This is a genomic window from Streptomyces sp. NBC_01439, assembly GCF_036227605.1.
In the GTDB taxonomy this organism is placed as follows: Bacteria; Actinomycetota; Actinomycetes; order Streptomycetales; family Streptomycetaceae; genus Streptomyces.
Genome location: NZ_CP109487.1, coordinates 1700331 through 1720565, shown reverse-complemented (window position 1 = coordinate 1720565; position 20235 = coordinate 1700331). Strand labels below are relative to the sequence as shown.

Genomic DNA, 20235 nt, shown 5'->3' with positions numbered 1-20235 from the left:
GGCACTTCGGTGATCGATCAGACTGTTCATCAAGCTGCCTGGCGCGATGGTGAGGGGCCGCAAATCCCAATAGAGCCGACCTATTCGGTCAGGATTCCTGCTCCTACGGCGGCCGGAGGGCCCAGCTCGCGCCCGACCGGCGCCTCCGCGGGCTCCGCCGGGCCCCGGGCGTCTAGCTCCCGCCACACCGGGAAAACCAGCGGCGCGAGCGTGACCGCGAGGTACAGCGCCCCCGTGCCCAGCAGCGCCGCCACCAGACCCCGGGCGTCCAGGGCCAGGCCCGCACCGAGCATGCCCAGCGGCGTCGCCGCCAGCGCGGCGGCCAGCAGCAGACCGAACACCCGCCCCCGGACCTCCTCGGGCACCCGCTCGTAGGCCACCGACATCATCAGCGGCCCCACGATCCCCGACCCGATGCCGGACAGGGCCAGAACCGTCAAGAGCACCGGTACCCGGGGCTCGGCGGCCAGTGCGGCGCACCGCACCGCTCCCACCAGGACGAAGGCCCCGACGAAGACCGCGCGCCGTGGCATCCGGTGGCCCGCCCAGCCGTACAGGGCCGCCCCGAGCAGCGCGCCGGCCCCCATGGCGGTCACCATCGCCCCGAACAGGGCGCTGCTGTGCAGCACCTGGGTCCCGTACGCCGGATAGAGCACGCCGTTCAGCGCCCCGTCCAGGGCGTTGGTCAGCATCAGGACCCCCACCATCGCCCCCAGGAGCCGGTCCCTGCGCAACTGCCCCAGCCCGAAACGCAGTTCCTGGGCGTAGGAACCGGCCGGCGGTGCGCCGTCGGCCGGGCGGGGGCGGGTTGCCGCCGGCACCAGGGCCGCCACGAGGAGCGCCACCAGCACCATCGCCGCCACGTCCGCGTACAAGGTGCGCACGGGGCCGACCGTCGCGATGAGCAGACCGGCGAGCGGCGCCCCCGCCATCATGCCGATCCGGCGGGCTCCCTCGACGGCTCCCGTCGCCCGCTCCGCCGTGACCCCCGCGCGTGCCATCGCCCCGGGCAGGAGCAACTGCTTGGACGTGTCGGACGGCCCGCGCGCGGCCCCCACCGAGAAGACCAGGAGGATGAGGACGGGCAGGGGCAGGGCGCCGAAGGCGTGCAGGAGCGGGATCAGGCTGATCGCCGCGGCCGTCAACAGGTCCGCTCCGATGCTCGTCGCGCGCACGGGCAGCCGGTCGACCACCGGACCCGCGAGCACGGCGGAACAGAGCAGGCCCAGCACCTCGGCGGTGGCGACGAGCCCCGTCCGGGTGCCGCTGCCGGTGCTGTGCAGGACGAACCAGGGCACGGCGACCAGGGTCGCCGCCATGCCGAGCGAGGAGGTCCCGGAGGCGGCCACCAGGGCGGCCAGCGGGGTGCGGCGGCGCGGTGAGGCGGAGCCGCCGGGGTACGAGCTGGTCATACGAGGTTCCTTCCGGCACCGCCGCGCCGCCCGGCAGCCCGCGGTGGGGCCTGCCGGGCGGCGTGGTGCCCGGGGATCGTGGGGTCAGCCGGCCATGCTCACGCGGAGGCTGAGCGGGCGCATGTCGGTCCACACCCGCTCGACGTGCGCGAGGCACTCCTCCTTGGTGCCGTGTACGCCCTGGTCGTGCCAGCCGAGCGGGACGGGCCGGCCGGCCTCCCAGAGGGAGTACTGCTCCTCGTCGTTGGCGACGACCAGGTACTGCTGCGGGGACGAGTCGTTCACGGTGTTCTCCTCGATGGATCAGGAATGCGGAAGGTGTTCGGGGTACGGCGTCTCGTAGTCAGGAGGGTCAGGAGGGTCAGGAGGGTCAGGAGGGCAGGGCCGCGGCCAGCAGCTCCGCCAGTGCGGCGCAGTGCGGCGGGTCCACCAGGTCGTGGTGGTTGCCCGGGACCGCGGCCCGTACGACGGCGCCCGCGGTGCGCGGCCGCCAGGCCGCCGGGTCCACCAGCGGGGTCGCGAGCTCCGGATGGCGCTCGTCGACCGTGAAGAGGTGCAGGCCGACGGCGAGCACGGCGTCGGTGCGGTAGGCGGCGGAGGCCGCCCCGTTCGCCTCGGCGACCCGCAGCAGTCTGCGCAGGGCCTCCGTGGGCGAGGTGCGGGGCAGCGTGCCCTCCTCGCGGCCCCGGCGCACCAGGACGTCGAGCAGCTCCTCCTCGTCCAGTTCGCGCGCCGAGCCGGCATCGATCCCGGCGGCGATGCCGTACCGCAGCAGGTCCGGATCGCCCGGCCCGCCCGCCGCACCGGAACGGCCCCCGGGAGCCGTCCCCGGCGCCGCCGCGTCGATCAGTCCGAGGAAGGCGACCTCCTCACCGGCGGCTTCCAGCCGGGCCGCCATCTCATAGGCCACCGTCCCGCCGAACGACCAGCCGGCCAGCAGGTACGGGCCGTGCGGCTGCTCCTCGCGGAGCGCGGCCAGATAGCGCTCGGCCATCTCGGGCACCCGCTCCAGCGGCTGCTCGCCGGTGTTGTAGCCCACCGACTCCAGACCCAGGATCCGCCGGTCGCCCCCGGGACGGGCGGCGAGGTCCCGCACCATGTCCCGGTAGCAGACGACGTCGCCGCCCCGCGGGTGGACGAGGACCAGCGGCGGCCGGGACGGGTCCCCGTCGGCCAGCGGGACCAGCAGCCTGGCGGCGGCCGCCCCCGCGTCCGGCAGGGCCTCGCAGAGCAGCTCCACGGTGCGCCGACGGAACACCAGGTTCAGCGGCAGTTCCACACCGAACTCCCGGCGCACGGCCGCCATCAGGGCGAAGGCCTTGAGCGAATGCCCGCCGAGCGCGAAGAAGTCGTCGCGCACCCCGATCGGGGCCGTCCCCAGGGTCTGCTCCCACAGCCGGGCCATCCGCAGCTCGGTCGTGTCGCGCGGGGCGAGGTGCCCCGTGCCGTCGCCGCGGGCCGCGTCCGCCGAAGGAGCGGGCAGCGCCTTGCGGTCGAGCTTGCCGTTCGGGGTGAGCGGGAGCCGCTCCAGGGCGGTCAGGACCGCCGGGACCATGTACTCGGGGAGGTCCTGGCGCAGGAAGTCGCCGAGCTCCCGCACGTCGCCCGCCTCGTCCCGCCAGGTCACGTAGCCGGCCAGTACCGCGTCCACCCCCGTACCGTGGACGGCCACGGCCGCCGCCAGCACCCGCGGGTGGCGGGCGAGCGCGGACTCGATCTCGCCGAGCTCCATCCGGTGGCCGCGCACCTTCACCTGGCCGTCGGCCCGGCCCCGGTACTCCAGCGTGCCGTCCGCGAGCCGTCGTACGAGGTCACCGGTGCGGTACAGCCGTTCGCCCGCCGCGTACGGGTCGGGCACGAACCGGTCCGCGGTCAGCGCAGGCCGCCCGTGGTAGCCGCGGGCCACCCCGTCGCCGCCGATGTACAGCTCGCCGAACACCCCGACCGGTACCGGCCGCAGGGCCGCGTCCAGCACGTGCAGTCGGGTGTTGGCGAGCGCCGAGCCGATCGGAACGGACCCGTCGCCGACGGGACCGGACAGCCGGTGCGCCGTGGACCAGACGGTGGTCTCCGTCGGCCCGTACACGTTCCAGACGGTGCCCAGGGCCGTGCGCATCCGCTCGGCCAGGGCCGAGGGCAGCGCCTCGCCGCCGCACAGCGCCCGCACGTGGGGCGCCTGCCAGCCGGACTCCATCAGCTGGTGCCAGGTGGCCGGAGTGGCCTGGACGACCGTGACCGGTGCCGAGTCCAGCTCCTTCGCGAGGAGGGTGCCGTCCCGCGCGGTCTCCCGGTCGACGACCCGTACGGTGGCCCCGCACACGAGCGGGACCAGCAGCTCCAGCACGGCGATGTCGAAGGAGGCCGTGGTGACGGCCGCGACCGTGTCACCGGCCGTCAGCTCCAGCCTGCGCACCATGTCCCGGGTGAAGTTGGCCAGCGCCCGGTGCGGGACGGTGACCCCCTTCGGGCGTCCCGTCGAGCCCGAGGTGTACAGGGCGTACGCCAGTTGCTCCGGCTCCCACCGCACGGGTGCGAAGTCGGCCCGCGCGCTCCCGTCCCCGGCCAGGGCGTCGAGGTCCACCACGGTGACCCCGTCCGGTGCCTGCGCGGCGGCGGACAGCCCCGACACCACCAGCACCCGGGCGCCGCTGTCCGCGAGCATGTAGCCGATCCGGTCGGCCGGATAACCGGGGTCGACGGGCACGTACAGGCCGCCGGAGCGCAGGACGCCCAGCAGCGCCGCTGGCAGCAGCACGGAGCGTTCCGCGCAGACGGCCACCGCCGTGTCCGGGCCCGCGCCGAGGCGGGCGAGCTCCCGGGCGAGGCGGCCCGACACCTCCCACAACCCGGCGTACGTCAGGCTCCGTTCCCCGTCGTCCACGGCCACGGCCTCCGGCGTACGGGAGGCCTGCTCACCGACGAGCACGGGCAGCGGCCGGTCGGCGGCCGGCTCGGCGGACCCGCCGCCCGCACGCAGGATCCGGCGCTCCTCGGCCGGGCCCATCAGGGGCAGCGCGCCCAGCGGGGTCGCGGGGTCGGCCACCGCGGCCGTGAGCAGTTCGGCCAGCGCCGAGGTCATGCGCTCGACGGTCGCCCGGTCGAACAGGTCGGTCGCGAACACGGCCTCGCCGCGCAGGGCGCCCTCCTCCTCGACGAAGTACAGCGAGAGGTCGAACTTCGAGGCCCCGCTGGCCAGCGAGAGCGGTTCGACGTCCAGCCCGGCCGGCGCGGGCGGCGCGGCGGCCTCCTCGTCGAGCACCAACATCACCTGGAACAGCGGGTTGCGGCTCAGGTCGCGTTCCGGCCGCACCTCTTCCACCAGACGCTCGAACGGCACCTCCTGGTGGGCGTAGGCCCCCAGGGCCGTCTCGCGGGCCCGGTCCAGCAGTTCGTCGAAGGCGGGGTCGCCGGACAGGTCGGTGCGCAGCACCAGGTTGTTGACGAAGAAGCCGATGAGCGGCTCCAGTTCGGTGCGGTCGCGACCCGCGATGGGGGAGCCCACCGCCACGTCCTCACTGCCCGACCAGCGGGCCAGCAGGGCCTGGAAGCCGGCCAGCAGCACCATGAACAAGGTGGCGTCGTGCCGGCGTCCCAGCTCGCGCAGCCCGTGCAGCAGCGGCTCGGGCAGGACGAAGGGGAACTGCTCGCCGCGCCCGGACGGGGTGGCCGGCCGGGGCCGGTCGGTGGGCAGGTCCAGCGGGGCGAGCCCGGCGAGCCGCTCCCGCCAGTGGGCCAAGGTGCCGGCGAGCGCGTCACCGCTCAGCCGGTCGCGCTGCCAGGACGCGAAATCGCGGTAGGAGACGGCGAGTTCAGGCAGCGGCTCGGCCCCTTCGAGGGTGCGGGCCCGGTAGGCGGCGAAGAACTCCCGCCAGAACACCCCCACCGACCAGCCGTCGAAGGCGATGTGATGGGCGACGATCACCAGGAGGTGCTCCTGCGCCGCGATCCGTACCAGGCGGGCCCGCAGCGGGCCCGCGGCCGCCAGGTCGAAGGGCAGCGCGGCGTCGTGCGCCGCCAGCTCCCGCGCCCGCTCACCGGCGGTCTCCGCATCCAGCTCCGACAGGTCGATGAAGGACGGGGTGAACATCGAGACCGGACCGGGCACGACGCGGGCCGCGAAGGCGCCCCCGCCGCTCTCCTCCCCGGATTCGCTCTCCTCGATCCGCGAGCGCAGCACCTCGTGCCGGGCGACGACGTCCGTCAGCGCCGCCAGGGCAGCGGCGGTGTCGAGCTCCCCGGTCAGCCGTACGGCACTGGGCATGTTGTAGTCGGGCCGGCCCGGCTGGAGCCGGTCCAGCAGCCACAGCCGCTGCTGTCCGAAGGACAGCGGGCCGGGCCCCTCGGGCAGCGCGGGGATCGCCGGTCCCGTCGTGCCCGCCGCACCCAGCGAGGCGAGCGCCCGGGCGAGGTCCTCGGCCACCGGGTGGCGGAAGAGCAGCTGCATCGGAATGTCCAGCTCCAGCAGGGCGCGCAGCCGGGAGATGACCCGGGTGGCGCGCAAGGAGTGCCCGCCCCGCTCGAAGAAGTGGTCGCGGACCCCGATCGGGCCCTCGCCGAGCACCTCCTCCCAGACCTCGGTGACCGTCCGCTCCAGCGGCGTGCGCGGGGCGACGTGCGCCCGGTGCCCGCCGGCCGAGCCGGGCTCCGGCGCGGGCAGCGCCCGGCGGTCGGTCTTCCCGTTCGGGGTGAGCGGCAGTGCGTCCAGCACCACCAGCGCGGAGGGCACCATCGCGGCCGGCAGGGCCGCGCGCACGAAGTCCAGTACGGCGGCCGGATCACCGCTCCCGTCCCGCCACACCACGTACGCGGCGAGCAGCCGGTCGGCGCCCTCGCCGTGCGCGGCCGCCACGGCCCGGGCCACGTCCGGGTGGTGCAGCAGGGCGGCCTCGACCTCGCCGAGTTCGATCCGGTGGCCGCGGACCTTGACCTGGTTGTCGCGGCGGCCGTGGAACTCCAGCACGCCGTCGGAGCGCAGCCGTGCCAGGTCGCCGGTGCGGTACATGCGCGCGCCGGGCGGCCCGTACGGATCCGGCGGATAGGCCTCGGCGGTGCGGGCCGGATCGCCGAGGTAGCCGCGGGCCACCCCGCGCCCGGCGATGAACAGTTCACCGATCGCGCCCCGGGGCAGCGGTTCGAGGTGCTCGCCGAGCACGAGCACCCGCGCGCCGGGCAGCGGCCGCCCGATGGGGATGCGGCCCGCCTCGATGTCGGCCTCCGTCACCACGTGGTACGTGGTGGTGTTGGTGCACTCGGTGGGACCGTACTGGTTGACCAGCCGCAGTGTGCCGGGCGCGCCCAGGGTGTGCGCGGAGCGGGCCAGTCCGGCCGTCAGCGCCTCACCGGTGGTCATCACCAGCCGCAGTGCCGCCGCGGGCTCGGTGACGGCGGCGACCAGCGGTTCCAGCATCGACGGGACGATCGACAGCAGCGCCGTCACGCCTTCGGCGTGCAACAGCCGGGCCAGCGCGTCCGGGTCCCCGGCCTCGTCCTGCGAGGCCAGCACGATCCGCCCACCGGTGGTCAGCGGCGCGAACAGGTCGCGTACCGACGGGTCGAAGGTCAGCGCCGTACGGGCGAGCACGGCGTCCTCGGGGCCGAGGTCGAAGGTGGCGGCCAGCGCCGCCAGATAGCCGGTGATCGCGGCGTGGGTGACGGCCACGCCCTTGGGGCGGCCGGTGGATCCGGAGGTGTACAGCAGGTAGGCGAGGTGCGCGGGGGAGGCGGGGGCGGCCGGCTCCGTGGCGGGCAGCGCGTCGATTAGCTGCTGCTCGGCGTCGAGGTCCAGGACGGGTAGGTCGCCGGTCAGGTCCGCGGGCAGCCCGCCCGGCAGGCCCGCCGTCAGCACCAGGTGGGCGCCGCTGTCGGCGAGGACCGTGCGGATCCGCTCGGCCGGATGTCCCGCGTCGAGGGGCACGTAGGCGCCGCCGGCCTTCAGCACCGCGAGGACGCAGACCAGCATGCGCGGGTCGCGCCCGGCGAGGACGGCCACCCGGGTCTCGGGGCCGGTCCCGAGCTCCCGCAGGCGGTGGGCCAGCCGGTTGGCGGCCGCGTCGAGCTCGCCGTAGCTGGTGGTGCGGCCCTCGCAGGTCACGGCCGGCGCGTCCGGCCGCAGCCGGGCCTGCTCCGCCACCAGCCAGTGCAGGGTCCGGGCCACCGGCCGGTCCGGCCGCGCCGCGGACTCCTCGCCGAGCAGCGCGGCGTGATCCTGCGGGGACAGCACGTCCAGCCGGGACAGCGGCGCGTCGGGGGTCTCGGCCGCACCGGCCAACAGCCGCAGGTAGTGCCCGCCGAACCGCTCGACCGTGGCCCGGTCGAAGAGGTCCGTCGCGTACTGGACGGTGCCGGTCAGACCGCCGGGGTGCTCGGTCATCGCGAGGCTGAGGTCGAACTTGGCGGTCCCGTTGGAGGTGTCCAGGCTCTCGACCTCCACGCCGTCCAGCGGCAGGGCGTCGAGCTGCTCGGGATGCAGCTGGAACAGCACGTCGAAGAGCGGGTTGCGGCTGAGGTCGCGCTCCGGCCGCAGCTCCTCCACCAGCCGGTCGAAGGGGACGTCCTGGTGCTCGTACGCGGCCAGCGCGGTCCGGCGCACCCGGCCCAGCAGTTCGTCGAAGGCGGGGTCGCCGGACAGGTCGGTGCGCAGCACCAGGGTGTTGACGAAGAAGCCGACGAGCGGCTCCAGTTCGGTGCGGTCGCGGCCCGCGATGGGCGAGCCCACCGCGATGTCCGCCTGGCCGGTGTAGCGGGCCAACAGCGCCTGGAAGCCGGCCAGCAGCACCATGAACAAGGTGGCGCCGCGCTCGCGGGCCAGCGCGCCGAGCCGCTCGGCGAGCTCGGCCGGGACCTCGAAGACGAAGGCGTCGCCCGCGCCCGAGCGCACCTGGGGCCGCGGCCGGTCCGTGGGCAGCTCCAGGGCCGGGAGGCCGCCCAGGGCCGCCCGCCAGTGGGCGATGCCCGCGTCGGCGTCGCCGTCCGCCAGTCGCCGCTGCTGCCAGTACGCGAAGTCCCCGTACTGGACCGGAAGTTCCGGCAGTGCGGGACGCTCGCCGCGGCGCAGCGCCGCGTAGGCCCCCGACAGTTCCCGCCACAGCACCGGCATCGACCAGCCGTCGCCGACGGTGTGGTGCAGGACCAGGACGAGGAGGTGCTCGTCGTCCGCGACCCGCACCACGCGGGCCCGCAGCAGGGGAGCGGAGCCCAGGTCGAAGGGGGCGGCGGCGTCCGCGTGGGCCAGGCCGAGCGCCCGCGAGCGGGCCTCCTCGCGGGGCAGGTCCCCCAGGTCGGTGCGGACGGGGGCGAAGACCTCCGGTGCCTCCACGGTCTGTACGGGGCCCCGCGGGCCCTCGGTGATCCGCGAGCGCAGCACCTCGTGCCGGGTCACCACCGCGCACAGCGCGGCGGCCAGCGCGTCGGCGTCGAGCGGGCCGTGCAGCCGGGTCGCGACGGGGATGTTGTAGTCGGGCCGGCCGGGCTGGAGCTGGTCCAGGAACCACAGCCGCTGCTGCGCGAACGACAGCGGCGCGGGCTCCCCGGCGGGCCGGGCGCCGATCGCGGTGACGGCGACCGTGGCCGCGGCGGCACCCTCAGCGCGCAGCGCGTCCAGCGCCGCCGCGAACCGTTCCAGCGTCGGGTGCTCGAACAGCAGCCGCAGCGGCACGCCGGTGCCCAGCCGGGCGCCGAGCCGCGACACGGCGCGGGTGGCCCGCAGGGAGTGGCCGCCGAGCGCGAAGAAGTCGTCGTGGCGGCCGATCCGCCCGGTGTCCAGCACCTCGCCCCATACGGCCGCGGCGAGTTCCTCGGTCGGCGTGGCCGGTGCGGCGAACTCGGCCCGGCGCACCCCCTCTTCGGGGGGCGCGGGCAGCGCGCGCCGGTCCAGCTTGCCGTTCGGGGTCACCGGCAGGGCCGCGAGCGCAACGATCGCCGAGGGCAGCATGTACGCGGGCAGCCGGGCGGCGAGGGCCCGGAGCAGCTCGGCCGGCTCGGCCACCTGCCCGTCCGAGGGCACCACGTAGGCGACGAGGCGCTGCTCGCCGGGGGTGTCCTCGCGGACCACCACCGCGGCGTGCCCGACCTGCGGGCAGCGGGCCAGCTCGGCCTCGATCTCGCCCGGCTCGATCCGGTGGCCGCGGATCTTGACCTGCTGGTCGCTGCGGCCCAGGTAGTCGACGGTGCCGTCGGGGCGCCGCCGGGCCAGGTCGCCCGTCCGGTACATCCGGGCGCCCGGGGCGCCGTACGGGTCCGGGGTGAACTGCCGCGCGGTCAGGCCGGGCCGGCCCAGGTAGCCGCGGGCCACGCCGGTGCCGCCGATGCACAGCTCGCCGACGGCACCCTGCGGCACCGGGCGGCCGCGCTCGTCCAGGACGTACAGGCGGGTGTCGTCCAGGGCGGTGCCGATGGGGATCCGGCCGTCCACGGAGGCTCCGGCGCGGGGGTCCAGCCGGTGGCCCGTGGCGAAGGTGGTCGTCTCGGTGGGTCCGTAGACGTTGACCAGGACGGTGTCCGGAGCCTGCTCCAGGGCACGGGCGAAGGAGTACGGAGAGGCGGCCTCGCCGCCCGTCCACACCTCCCGTACGTGGGTCAGGAGTTCCACGCACTCCTCGACCACCAGGTTGAACAGGGCGGCGGTGAGGAACATCGAGGTGATCCGGTGCTCCTCCACCAGTGCGGCCAGGGCCGCGGTGTCCATCCGGCCGGGCGGCGCCATGACCACCTGTCCGCCGGACAGCAGCGGCACCCACAGTTCGTACGTCGAGGCGTCGAACGCCAGCGGGGAGTGGGCCAGCACCCGCCGGTGTGCGGCGCCGAAGGCGGCGTCGCGGGCGAGCGCCGCGACGTTGGCGTGCGTGACGCCGATGCCCTTCGGCTCTCCAGTGGAACCGGAGGTGTACATCACGTACGCCAGCTGGTCCGGCGCGCAGGGCGGGTACGGGCCCGGCGCGCCGGCCGGGATCCCGTCCGCCGGGGCGCCCACGTCGAGCACCGGCACGGGCGAGGTGCGGACCGCCTCGTGGTCGGCCGTCGCCGGATCGGCGAGCAGCAGGCGGGCGCCGGTCCGCTCCAGCATCCAGTGCAGTCGGGCGACGGGGAACCCGTCGCCGAGCGGGACGTAGACCCCGCCGGCCTTCAGGACGGCCAGGATCGCCACCGGAAGGTGGACCGAGCGCTCCATCAGCAGGGCCACGGGGGTCTCGCGCCCCACCCCGGCGGCGGTCAGCCGGGCCGCCAGCAGGTCGGAGCGGGAGTCGAGTTCGGCGAAGCCGAGGCGATCGGCGCCGCAGACCACGGCCTCGGCGCCGGGGGTGCGCCGGACCTGCTCGGCGAACAGCTCCACCAGGGTGGCCGGGGCGAGGTCCCGGCGGACCGCGCCGTGGCCCTCGGCCGCGAGCCGGGCCGCGGTCGGGGCGGAGGGCAGCAGCTCGGCCACGGGGCGGTCGGGCTCCTCGGCGGCGGAGGCCAGCAGCTCCAGGTAGTGGCCGAGGACGAGCTCGGCCGTGGCCCGGTCGAACAGGTCGGTGTCGAAGACGAGCGAGCCGGAGCAGGTCTCGGCGCCCTCGGAGACGAAGACGCTCAGGTCGAAGAGCGATCCGCCGAAGTCGGTCCGCACGGACCGCGCGTCCAGGCCCGGCAGTCGCAGTCCGGCCGTCTCGTCCGGGGCGGACGCGAACATCACCTGCACGAGCGGGTTGCGGTCGCCGACGCGCTCGGGGCTCAGGTGCTCCACCAGCCGGTCGAAGGGCACCTCCTGGTGGTCGTACGCGTCCACCGTCGCCCGGCGGACCCGGCCGAGCAGTTCGCGGAACCCGGCATCGCCCGACAGGTCGGCGCGCAGCACCACGGTGTTGACGAAGAACCCGACGAGGGGCTCCAGTTCCACCCGGTCGCGCCCGGCCACCGGAGTGCCGACGGCGATGTCGGCGCGGCCGGCGTAGCGGGCCAGGGCCACCTGGAAGCCGGCCAGCAGGGTCATGAAGAGGGTGGCGCCGGAGCCCTCGGCGATCCCGCGCAGCCGTGCGGTGAGCGTCGCGTCGAGGGTGAAGTCCAGGCTGGCGCCGTCGCCGCTGCGGCGGGTGGGCCGGGGCCGGTCCGCGGGCAGCTCGAGGGGCTCCAGCCCCGCGAGGCGCTCCTCCCACCAGCGCAGCTGTCCGTTCATCGCACCGCTCGCGAACCGGTCGCGCTGGGTACGGGCGTACGCCTGGTAGTCGAGGGGGAGCGGCACGTGCGGGAGGGGCCGCTCACCGAGCAGGGCCGCGTAGCCCGCGGAGAACTCCTGCCAGAGCAGGCCCATGGACCAGCCGTCGGTGGCGATGTGGTGGACCACCAGCACCAGCAGGTGGTCCTCCGCGCCCAGCCGGATCAGCAGGGCGCGCAGCAGCGGGCCCGCCGCGAGGTCGAAGGGTCTGCGGACCTCCTCGCGGGCCAGGGCGTGGGCCCGCTCCTCCAGTTCGGCGAGGGGGGCGCTGCCCAGGTCCAGCACCGGCAGCGGGACGGCTTCCGGCGCGGGCAGGACCACCGGGTGCGGGGCGCCGTCGCGCTCCTCGAAGACGGTGCGCAGCGGTGCGTGGCGGGCCACGACGGCCGTCAGGCTCCGGCGCAGCAGGTCCGGGCGGACGGGGCCGCGCAGCCGTACGACCTCGGGGATCGCATAGCCGGGGGTGCCGTCCATCATCCGGTCCACCAGCCACATCCGCTCCTGGGCGAACGAGGCGACGGGCTCGGCGGCGGGGCCGTCGGCCGACGGGGCCGGGGCGGTCGCGGCGGCCGGACCGGCCGCCGAGTCGTCCAGCGCGGCGCGCACCCGGCGGCGCAGCAGTTCGCGGGCGGCGGCCAGGCGGCTGTCCGTGCCGGTGGCCGGCAGGCTCTCCTGGGTGGTCACGAGGTCTCTCCCTGAAGTACGAGTGAAGGAACGGCGTCGGCGGTGGCGGCGAACGGGGCCGTCTCGGCCTCCAGTTCGGCCAGCAGCACGGTCTCGACCGCCATGGCGAGGGCGGCGACGGTCCGCTGTTCGAAGAGGGTGTGCAGGGGCAGGTCCAGGCCGAGGGACTGGCGCAGTCGGGCCGCCACCCGGGTGGCGCTCAGCGAGTGACCCCCGAGGGCGAAGAAGTCGTCGTGGCGGCCGATCCGCGGCGCGTCCAGTACGGAGGCCCAGACCATGGCGACCAGTTCCTCGGTCTCCCCGGCGGGCGGCTCGTACCCGGTGGCGGCGGCCGCCGCGGCGGGCGCCGGCAGCGCCCTGCGATCGAGCTTGCCGTTCGCCGTGACGGGCAGCCCGTCCACGACCACCAGCACCGGGACCATGTACTCCGGCAGGGAGCGGCCCAGTTCGGCGCGCATCGACTCGGGGTCCGGGGCCGCGGCCCTCCCGGCCCCGGCCCCGGCCTCCGGGACGACGTACCCGACGAGCCTGCGCTCGCCCGGAACGTCCTCGCGGACCACGACCGCGGCCCGCCCGACACCCGGGAGGCGGCCCAGCGCCGTCTCGATCTCGCCGAGTTCGATCCGGAAGCCGTGGATCTTCACCTGGTCGTCGGTGCGGCCCAGGTACTCCACCGAGCCGTCGGCCCGGTGGCGGGCCAGGTCGCCGGTGCGGTACATGCGCGAGCCCGGCGGGCCGAACGGGTCCAGCGGGAACCGCTCCGCGGTCAGCGCCGGGCGGCGCAGGTACCCGCGGGCCAGGCCCGCGCCCGCCAGGAACAGCTCGCCCGCGACCCCCACCGGCACGGGCCGCCCCCGCGGATCGAGCACGTACAGCGAGGTGTTCCAGATCGGACGGCCGATCGGTACGGGCCCGCTCTCCTCGCGGCGGCAGTCCCAGTGCGTGACGTCCACGGCCGCCTCGGTGGGCCCGTACAGGTTGTGCAGGGGCACGTCGAGCACGTCGAGGAAGCGGTTCTTCAGCTCCTCCGGCAGCGCCTCGCCACTGCACACGACCCGGCGCAGCGACCGGCAGTGGCCCGCCTCGGGATCCTCCACGAACGCGGCCAGCATGGACGGGACGAAGTGGACGGTGGTGACCGCCTCCTCCTGGATCACCCGGGTGAGGTAGGCGGGGTCCTTGTGCCCGCCCGGCTCGGCGACCACCAGGGCGGCGCCGGTCAGCAGCGGCCAGAAGAACTCCCACACCGAGACGTCGAAGCCGAACGGGGTCTTCTGGAGCACCCGGTCGTCCGAGCCCAGCCGGTACCGGTCCTGCATCCACAGCAACCGGTTGACGATGGCCGAGTGCTCCACGACGACGGCCTTGGGCCGCCCCGTCGACCCGGACGTGTAGATCACGTACGCGGGGTGCGCGGGCAGCGGGGCCCGGCGCACCGTACCGGTGGTCCCGTCGTGGACGGCCCCCGGATCCAGCCGGGGCAGGTCCGCCGCGGCCGGCAGCGTCGCGGCCACCGCGTGGTCCGCGAGCAGCAGCACGGGCTCGGCGTCGGACAGCAGGTACGCGATCCGGTCCGCCGGCAGCGAGGGGTCCACCGGAAGGTAGGCGGCGCCCGACTTCAGCACGGCCAGCAGAGAGACCACCATCTCGGTGGAGCGGTGCAGGGCGACCGCGACGATCCGCTCCGGACCGGCGCCCCGGGCGGACAGCTGACCGGCCAGCAGCTCGGCGCGGGCGTCGAGTTCGGCGTACGACAGGCGCTCGCCGCGGAAGACGGTCGCCGGGGCGCCGGGCGTCCGGGCCACCTGCTGTTCGAACAGCTCCACCAGCGTGGTGTCGGGGACGGGCACGGCCGTGCCGTTCCACTCCCGGATCAGCCGGTGCTGCTCCGCGGAGAGCAGGTCCACCTCGCCGACCGGGGTGGAGGGGGCGTCGGCCACGGCCGTCAGCAGCCGCTCCAGCGCCTCGCCCAGGCTGCGGGCCGTCCGTGCGTCGAGGACGTCCGTGCGGTGGTCGAGGTGCAGCCGCAGCCGCTCCCCGGGCAGCACGATGAGGTTGACGGTGTAATGCGTGGCGTCCGAGCCCTCCACCCCGGTCAGCCGCGGCCCACCGGCCAGGTCCCGCATCGACTCCAGGTCGAGCGGATAGTTCTCGACGACGACCGTGGTGTCGAACAGGGCGCCCAGACCCGCCGCCCGCTGGATGCCGGCGAGCCCGACGTGCTGGTGGTCCATCAGCTCCGCCTGCTCGTCCTGGAACCGGGCGAGCGCCGCCAGCAGCGGCTCGCCCTCCCGGATCCGGAACCGCACGGGCAGGGTGTTGATCAGCAGGCCGACCATTTCCTCGATGCCCGCGACGTCCGCGGTCCGCCCGGAGACGGTCCCGCCGAACACCACGTCGTCCCGCCCGGTCACCCGGCCCAGCAGGACCGCCCAGACGCCCTGGACCACGCTGTTGAGGGTTACGCCCGCGGTACGGGCCCGCGCGGCGAGCCGCGTCGTGAGCTCCGCCGACAGCTCGACCGTGGCCCGCTCGGGCAGCGCGTCGATCCGGTTCGGGTCGGCCGCGCCCAGCAGGGTCGGCTCCTCCAGCCCGGCGAGCGCACCGCTCCACGCCGCCTCCGCGGCGCCGTCGTCCTGGCGGGCCAGCCAGTCCAGGTGCGAGCGGTACGGGACCGCTTCCGCGACCGCGCCGTCCCCGGCGCCCGGGGCGTGTTCGGCGTACCCGGTGAGCAGTTCGCGCAGCAGCACCGCCGAGGACCAGCCGTCCCACACGATGTGGTGGTTCGTCATGACCAGCCGGTGCTCGCCCGCGCCGAACCGGACCAGGGTGAAGCGCACCAGCGGCGGCCGCTCCAGGTCGAAGCGGCGGGCCCGGTCGGCCGCGAGCAGCCGCTCCCACTCCTGCTGCCGGTCGGCCGAGCCGAGCCCGCCGAGGTCAACGGCTTCCCACGGCGCTCCGGCGGACTCGACGACGATCTGCACCGGCCGGTCCAGACCCTGGTCGGTGAAGGCGGAGCGCAGCGCGGTGTGGCGGCGCAGCAGCCGGTCACAGGCCGTCCGCAGGGCGTCTTCGGCCAGGGCGCCGTCCAGGGTGAGGACGATCTGGCCGGTGTAGGCGTCCATCGCGCCCGTGTCGAAGGCGGAGTGGAAGAACAGGCCCTCCTGGAGCGGCGAGAGCGGCAGAACGTCGGCGAGCCCCGGGTAACGCGCGGCCAGCGCGTCGGTCTCCGGCTGTGTCAGCCGTACCAGCGGCAGGTCGCGGGGGGTGAGGCGGCGCGGCCGGGGGGCGCCGGTCCAGCCGGCCAGTAGGCGCAGGGCCTCGTCCCAAGCCGCCACCAGGGCGTCCGCCTCGGCATCGGTCAGCAGGGCGCGGGGATGGGTGACCACCGCGGTGAAGGAGGGACCGTCGGCGCCGTCCACGGCCATGGCGTCGATCTGCAGGGCGTGTTCGACGGGCATCGCCGGATCCACGTCGGCCCGCAGTCCGCCCGCTTCGGGGGCCGGGTTCCAGGGCGCCCCGTCCCCGCCGGCGAACCGGCCCAGGTAGTTGAACAGGACGCCGGGGCGGGGGAGGCCGGACAGCTGTGCGGCGCTCCGCGGATCGAGCCGGCTCAGCAGACCGAAGCCCGTGCCGTGGTCCGGTACGGAGGCGACCGCCGCGTGGATGCGGGCGACCAGCTCGGCGAGGGCGTCGCCGCCCCGGGCCGCCGCGTCCAGGTCGAGGCCGTCCAGGTCGAACCGGACCGGGTACTGGGTGGTGAACCAGCCGACCGTGCGCGCCAGGTCGTGACGGCCGGTGCGGTCGACGCGGCCGTGGCCCTCCAGGTCGACCAGCAACGACCCCGGGGCGCTGCCGGGGGAGCGCAGCCGGTGGCCCGCGAGGACCAGGCCCGCGAGCAGCACCTCGGCCGGACCGGTGCGCAGCGCGCCGGGCACCCGCGTCAGCAGCGGGCCGGCGACCTCGGCGGGCAGGTCGAGCGTCAGGGTGCGGGCGGTGCCCGCGGTGTCCCGTGCCGGGTCGGGGACCCGGTGCCAGGGTTCCTGCAGGTCCGCGCCGGCCCCGGGGGTCTCCAAGGTCGAGCGCCAGAACGGGAGTTCGGCGAGCACTTCCGGGGAACGCGCCTGGAGTTCGAGGTGGTGGGCCCACGCACGGAACGAGACCTCCCCGTCCGAGGCCGGCAGCGGACGCCCGGCGACGGCGGCCTCCCAGGCCGCGGCCAGGTCCGCCGTCAGGATCCGCCAGGACACCCCGTCCACGGCCAGGTGGTGCACGCACAGCAGCAGTCGGTCCGGCGACGCCCCACCGGCATCGAAGCGCACCGCTCGCAGCATCACCGAGGCCGCGGGATCCAGTTGTCCGGCCGCCTCCCGTGCCGCCTGCGCCACGATCGCGGCGCGGGCGGACCCGTCCGACCCCGCGGCACCGACGGTGCGGTAGAGCCGGGACACGTCGACGGAACCGGGCTCGCCCACCGTGCACAGCGGGCCCTCGGGTCCGGTGGTCACGCCCAGGCGCAGCGCCCCGTGCCGGTCCACGACCGACTGCAGGACCCGTACGAGCGTGGCGTCGTCCGCACCCTCGGGCAGGGCCAGCACCATGGACTGGCTGAAGCGCCCGATCGGGCCCGGCCCGTCGAGGAGCCAGCGCATGACCGGGGTCGCGGGAAGGGGACCGTGCTCCGTGACGGCCGGACCGGCGGCCTCGGAGGCACCGGGGGCCGGCTCGCCGACGGCCGCGGCGAGGGCGGCCGCCGTCTTGTGCGCGAACACCTCGCGCAGGGTGAAGGAGAAGCCCCGGGCCCGGGCCCGGCTGGTCAGGCTGAGGGCGGCGATGCTGTCGCCGCCGAGCTCGAAGAAGTTGTCGTCGGGGGTGGCGGCGGTACCGAGGGCCTCGGAGAACAGCGCCGCGAGGGCCAACTCGGTGGCGCCGTAGGCACGCTCGGGGCGCTCCGGACGGTCCGCGGCCTCGGGTACGTGCAGCCGGGCGCGGTCCACCTTGCCGCTCGCGGTGAGGGGTAGCCGGTCCACCGCCACGAAGGTGCGGGGCACCATGTAGGTCGGCAGGAGGCGACCCAACTCCGCTGCGAGCAGGTCCGGTTCGGGCGCCGGGCCACCGTCGCCCGGCGGCGCCACGAAGGCGACGAGCCGTCGGGCCCCGCCCGCGGGGGCGTGCACCACGACCGCGGCCTGCCCCACCGAGGGCTGCCGGCCGAGCACCGCCTCGATCTCGCCCAGTTCGATCCGGTGCCCGTTGATCTTGACCTGTCGGTCCACCCGTCCGAGGAACTCCAGTTCGCCCCGCGCCGACCAGCGCACGAGGTCGCCCGTCCGGTACATCCGCGCACCGGGAACGCCGGAGAAGGGGTCGGGCACGAAGCGGTCGGCCGTCATGGCGGCGCGTCCCGCGTATCCCCGAGCCAGACCGGCACCGGCCACGCACAGCTCGCCGGTCGCGCCCGGCGGCAGCAGCCGCAGCGCCCGGTCGACCACGTAGGCGCGGTGGTTGGCCATCGGCCGCCCGATGGGCGGGATCCGGCCGTACGAGGGCGGAACCACCCGGTGCATGGTGACGGACACGGCGGCCTCGGTGGGCCCGTACGCGTTCCAGACCTCGCGGCCGTCCACCGCCCAGCGGTCGACGGCGTCCCCCGACGGGGCCTCGCCGCCCGTGGACAGGAACCGCAGTGCGGGCAGGGCGGCCGGGTCCAGCAGCGGCAGGAGCGCCGGCGGGAGATCGGCGACGGTCACCGCGTGCTCGGCGAGCAGGGCCTGGAGGCGGTCGACGTCGACCCGTTCGGCTTCGGTGGCCAGGACCAGGGTGGAACCGCTCAGCAGCGCGCCGAAGACGTCCAGGACGGACACGTCGAAGGAGAGCGAGGCGAAGCCGAGGAAGCGCTCGGTGTCACCTGATCCGGATGCGCCGCTGCCGCCCGCGCCGCTGCCGCCCGCGCCGCTGCCGCCCGCGCCGCTGCCGCCCGCGCCGCACAGGGCGAGGTGGCCGTGGACGAAGTCGACCGCCGCCGCGTGCGGGACGACGACGCCCTTCGGCTCGCCCGTACTGCCGGAGGTGTACAGCAGGTACGCGGCGGACGCGGCCGGCACTGCTGCGCCCGCCCGGTTGCCGCCCGTCCGGCCGCTCACCGTTCCCGGGTCGACCACGCACGCGAGGTCGACCGGCAGCCGGTCGAGGCTACCGGGCCCGGCGACGATCGTGCCCAGCCCCGCGTCGCGCACGATGTAGGCGATGCGCTCCGGCGGCAGGCCGGGGTCGAGCGGTACGTAGCAGCCGCCCGCCTTCAGGACGCCGAGCAGGGCCGCGACCATCGCGGGGGAGCGCTCCACGCACACGCCGACCGGCGTGCCCGGATCCACGGCCCGACCCAGCCGGTCCGCGATGTCCGCCGCCCAGGCATCGAGTTGACGGTACGTCACCTCCTGATCGGCGCAGATCACGGCCACCTTGTCAGGGGTGCGCGCCGCCTCCTCCTCGAAGAGCGTGTGCAGCAGCCCGTCCCCGGGGGCCGGGTCGACGCCGCCCTCCGCGAAAGCGGCGAGCTGCTCCTCGTCCTCGGCGGTGAGGAAGGGCAGCGAGCTCACCGGGGCCTCGTCGTCGGCCGTGGCGAGCGCGACGAGGAAGCGGGTGAACCGCACGCGCAGCACGTCGAGTTCCGCCGGGCCGACGTCGGCGGCGTCGCCCTCGGCCTGCACGGTCAGCGGGCTGTCGCCACCGCGGTCGTAGACGTTGAGGGAGACGTGCTCCACGGGGCCGACCGAGAGGTTGTGCGCGGAGGCGGGCGCGCCGGCGAACGACAGCTCGTAGTCGAAGGACATGAGGTTGACGGCGGCGTCCCACAGCCGGGGCCCGGTTCCGGTGAGTTCCTCGATCCGGTACCGCTGGTGGCGCAGGGCCTCCTTGATGCCGGCGGAGGTGTGGCGGAGCAGTTCGCCGACCGTGGTGTCCCCGGTCACCGCCAGCCGCAGCGGCAGGACCTTCGAGAACATGCCGGGTGTCCGGCGGGCGTCCGGTGTGGTGCGGCCGGTGACCGGCAGGCCCAGGACCACGTCCTCCGTGGCGCCCGCGCGGTGCAGGTGGGCGGCGGCCGCGGCCATCACCAGCGCGGACCAGCGCGTGCCGTGTCGGCGCGCGGCATCGCGCAGGGTACGGGCATCGGCGGGGTCGAGCTCGCCGCTCACCCGCACCGTGGTACCCGACGCGGGCGCCGGGACGCTGCCGGTGAAGGACACGGGCTCGGGGGCGCCGTCCAGCCGGCCCCGCCAGAACTTCCGGTCGACCGACGACCGTTCGGAGCGGGCGTACTCCTCCTCCCCGGCCACGATCTGTTCCCACGGCGTGGACTCCGGGGCCGGTACGGGCTCTCCCGCGACGAGCGCCGAGTACACCTCGGCGGTCCGCCGGGCCAGGATCGAACCGGTGACCCCGTCCGCGACGAGGTGGTGGTACCCCTGCATCCAGCGGTACGTCGCCGGACCGGTCCGCACCAGGAGGTGCCGGCACACGTCACCGGTCGCCAGGTCCGTCGGCCGGGCCAGCTCGGCGCGCATCAGCCGCTCGGACTCGGCGTCCGGGTCCGGGTGGTCACTGACGTCGGCCGTCTCCATCCGCAGCGGCGGCGGACCGGAGGGTATCTGGCACACCACTCCGTCCACCTCGGCGAAGCGGACGCACAGCGTCTCGGTTCCGGCCACCGTCGTGCGCACCGCCTCGGCGAGCAGCTCCGGATCCACCGCCCCGCGGATCTCCAGGTACTCGGCGATGGTGTAGTCGAGACGGGTGGGGTCGAGCTGCTGCGCGAACCAGACGCCGTTCTGCGGCGGGGTCAGGGGCAGCGGCCCGCGGTCGTGAGTGGCCATGCGGTGGTCAGTCTCCTCAGTCGGATCGGTCGATCAACGACGACGTGAGGCCACTGTCCGCGACGGCCGGACGGTCCCG

Annotated in this window: 4 protein-coding genes; all 4 read right to left on the bottom strand. The window is 75.5% G+C overall.

From position 1 onward, the window contains the following. Positions 1 to 80: 80 nt before the first annotated feature. The 4 genes from OG207_RS07610 to OG207_RS07595 all read right to left on the bottom strand — a co-directional run bounded on the left by OG207_RS07610 (position 81) and on the right by OG207_RS07595 (position 20156). Positions 81 to 1412, bottom strand: coding sequence for an MFS transporter (locus tag OG207_RS07610; RefSeq protein ID WP_329097066.1), 1332 nt, complete (start codon positions 1410 to 1412; stop codon positions 81 to 83). 84 nt (positions 1413 to 1496) lie between these two features. Further along, positions 1497 to 1697 (bottom strand): MbtH family protein, encoded by a 201-nt coding sequence (locus tag OG207_RS07605; RefSeq protein ID WP_329097063.1) that lies wholly within the window; start codon positions 1695 to 1697, stop codon positions 1497 to 1499. 85 nt (positions 1698 to 1782) lie between these two features. Continuing rightward, the gene (locus tag OG207_RS07600) at positions 1783 to 12282 is read right to left on the bottom strand and encodes a non-ribosomal peptide synthetase (RefSeq protein WP_329097061.1); all 10500 of its coding nucleotides are present in this window, start codon (positions 12280 to 12282) and stop codon (positions 1783 to 1785) included. Then, positions 12279 to 20156: a non-ribosomal peptide synthetase gene (locus OG207_RS07595; RefSeq protein ID WP_329097060.1), complete on the bottom strand. Its 7878-nt coding sequence runs from the start codon at positions 20154 to 20156 to the stop codon at positions 12279 to 12281. Before OG207_RS07595 ends, OG207_RS07600 begins: the two co-directional genes overlap by 4 nt. Positions 20157 to 20235 lie beyond the last annotated feature (79 nt).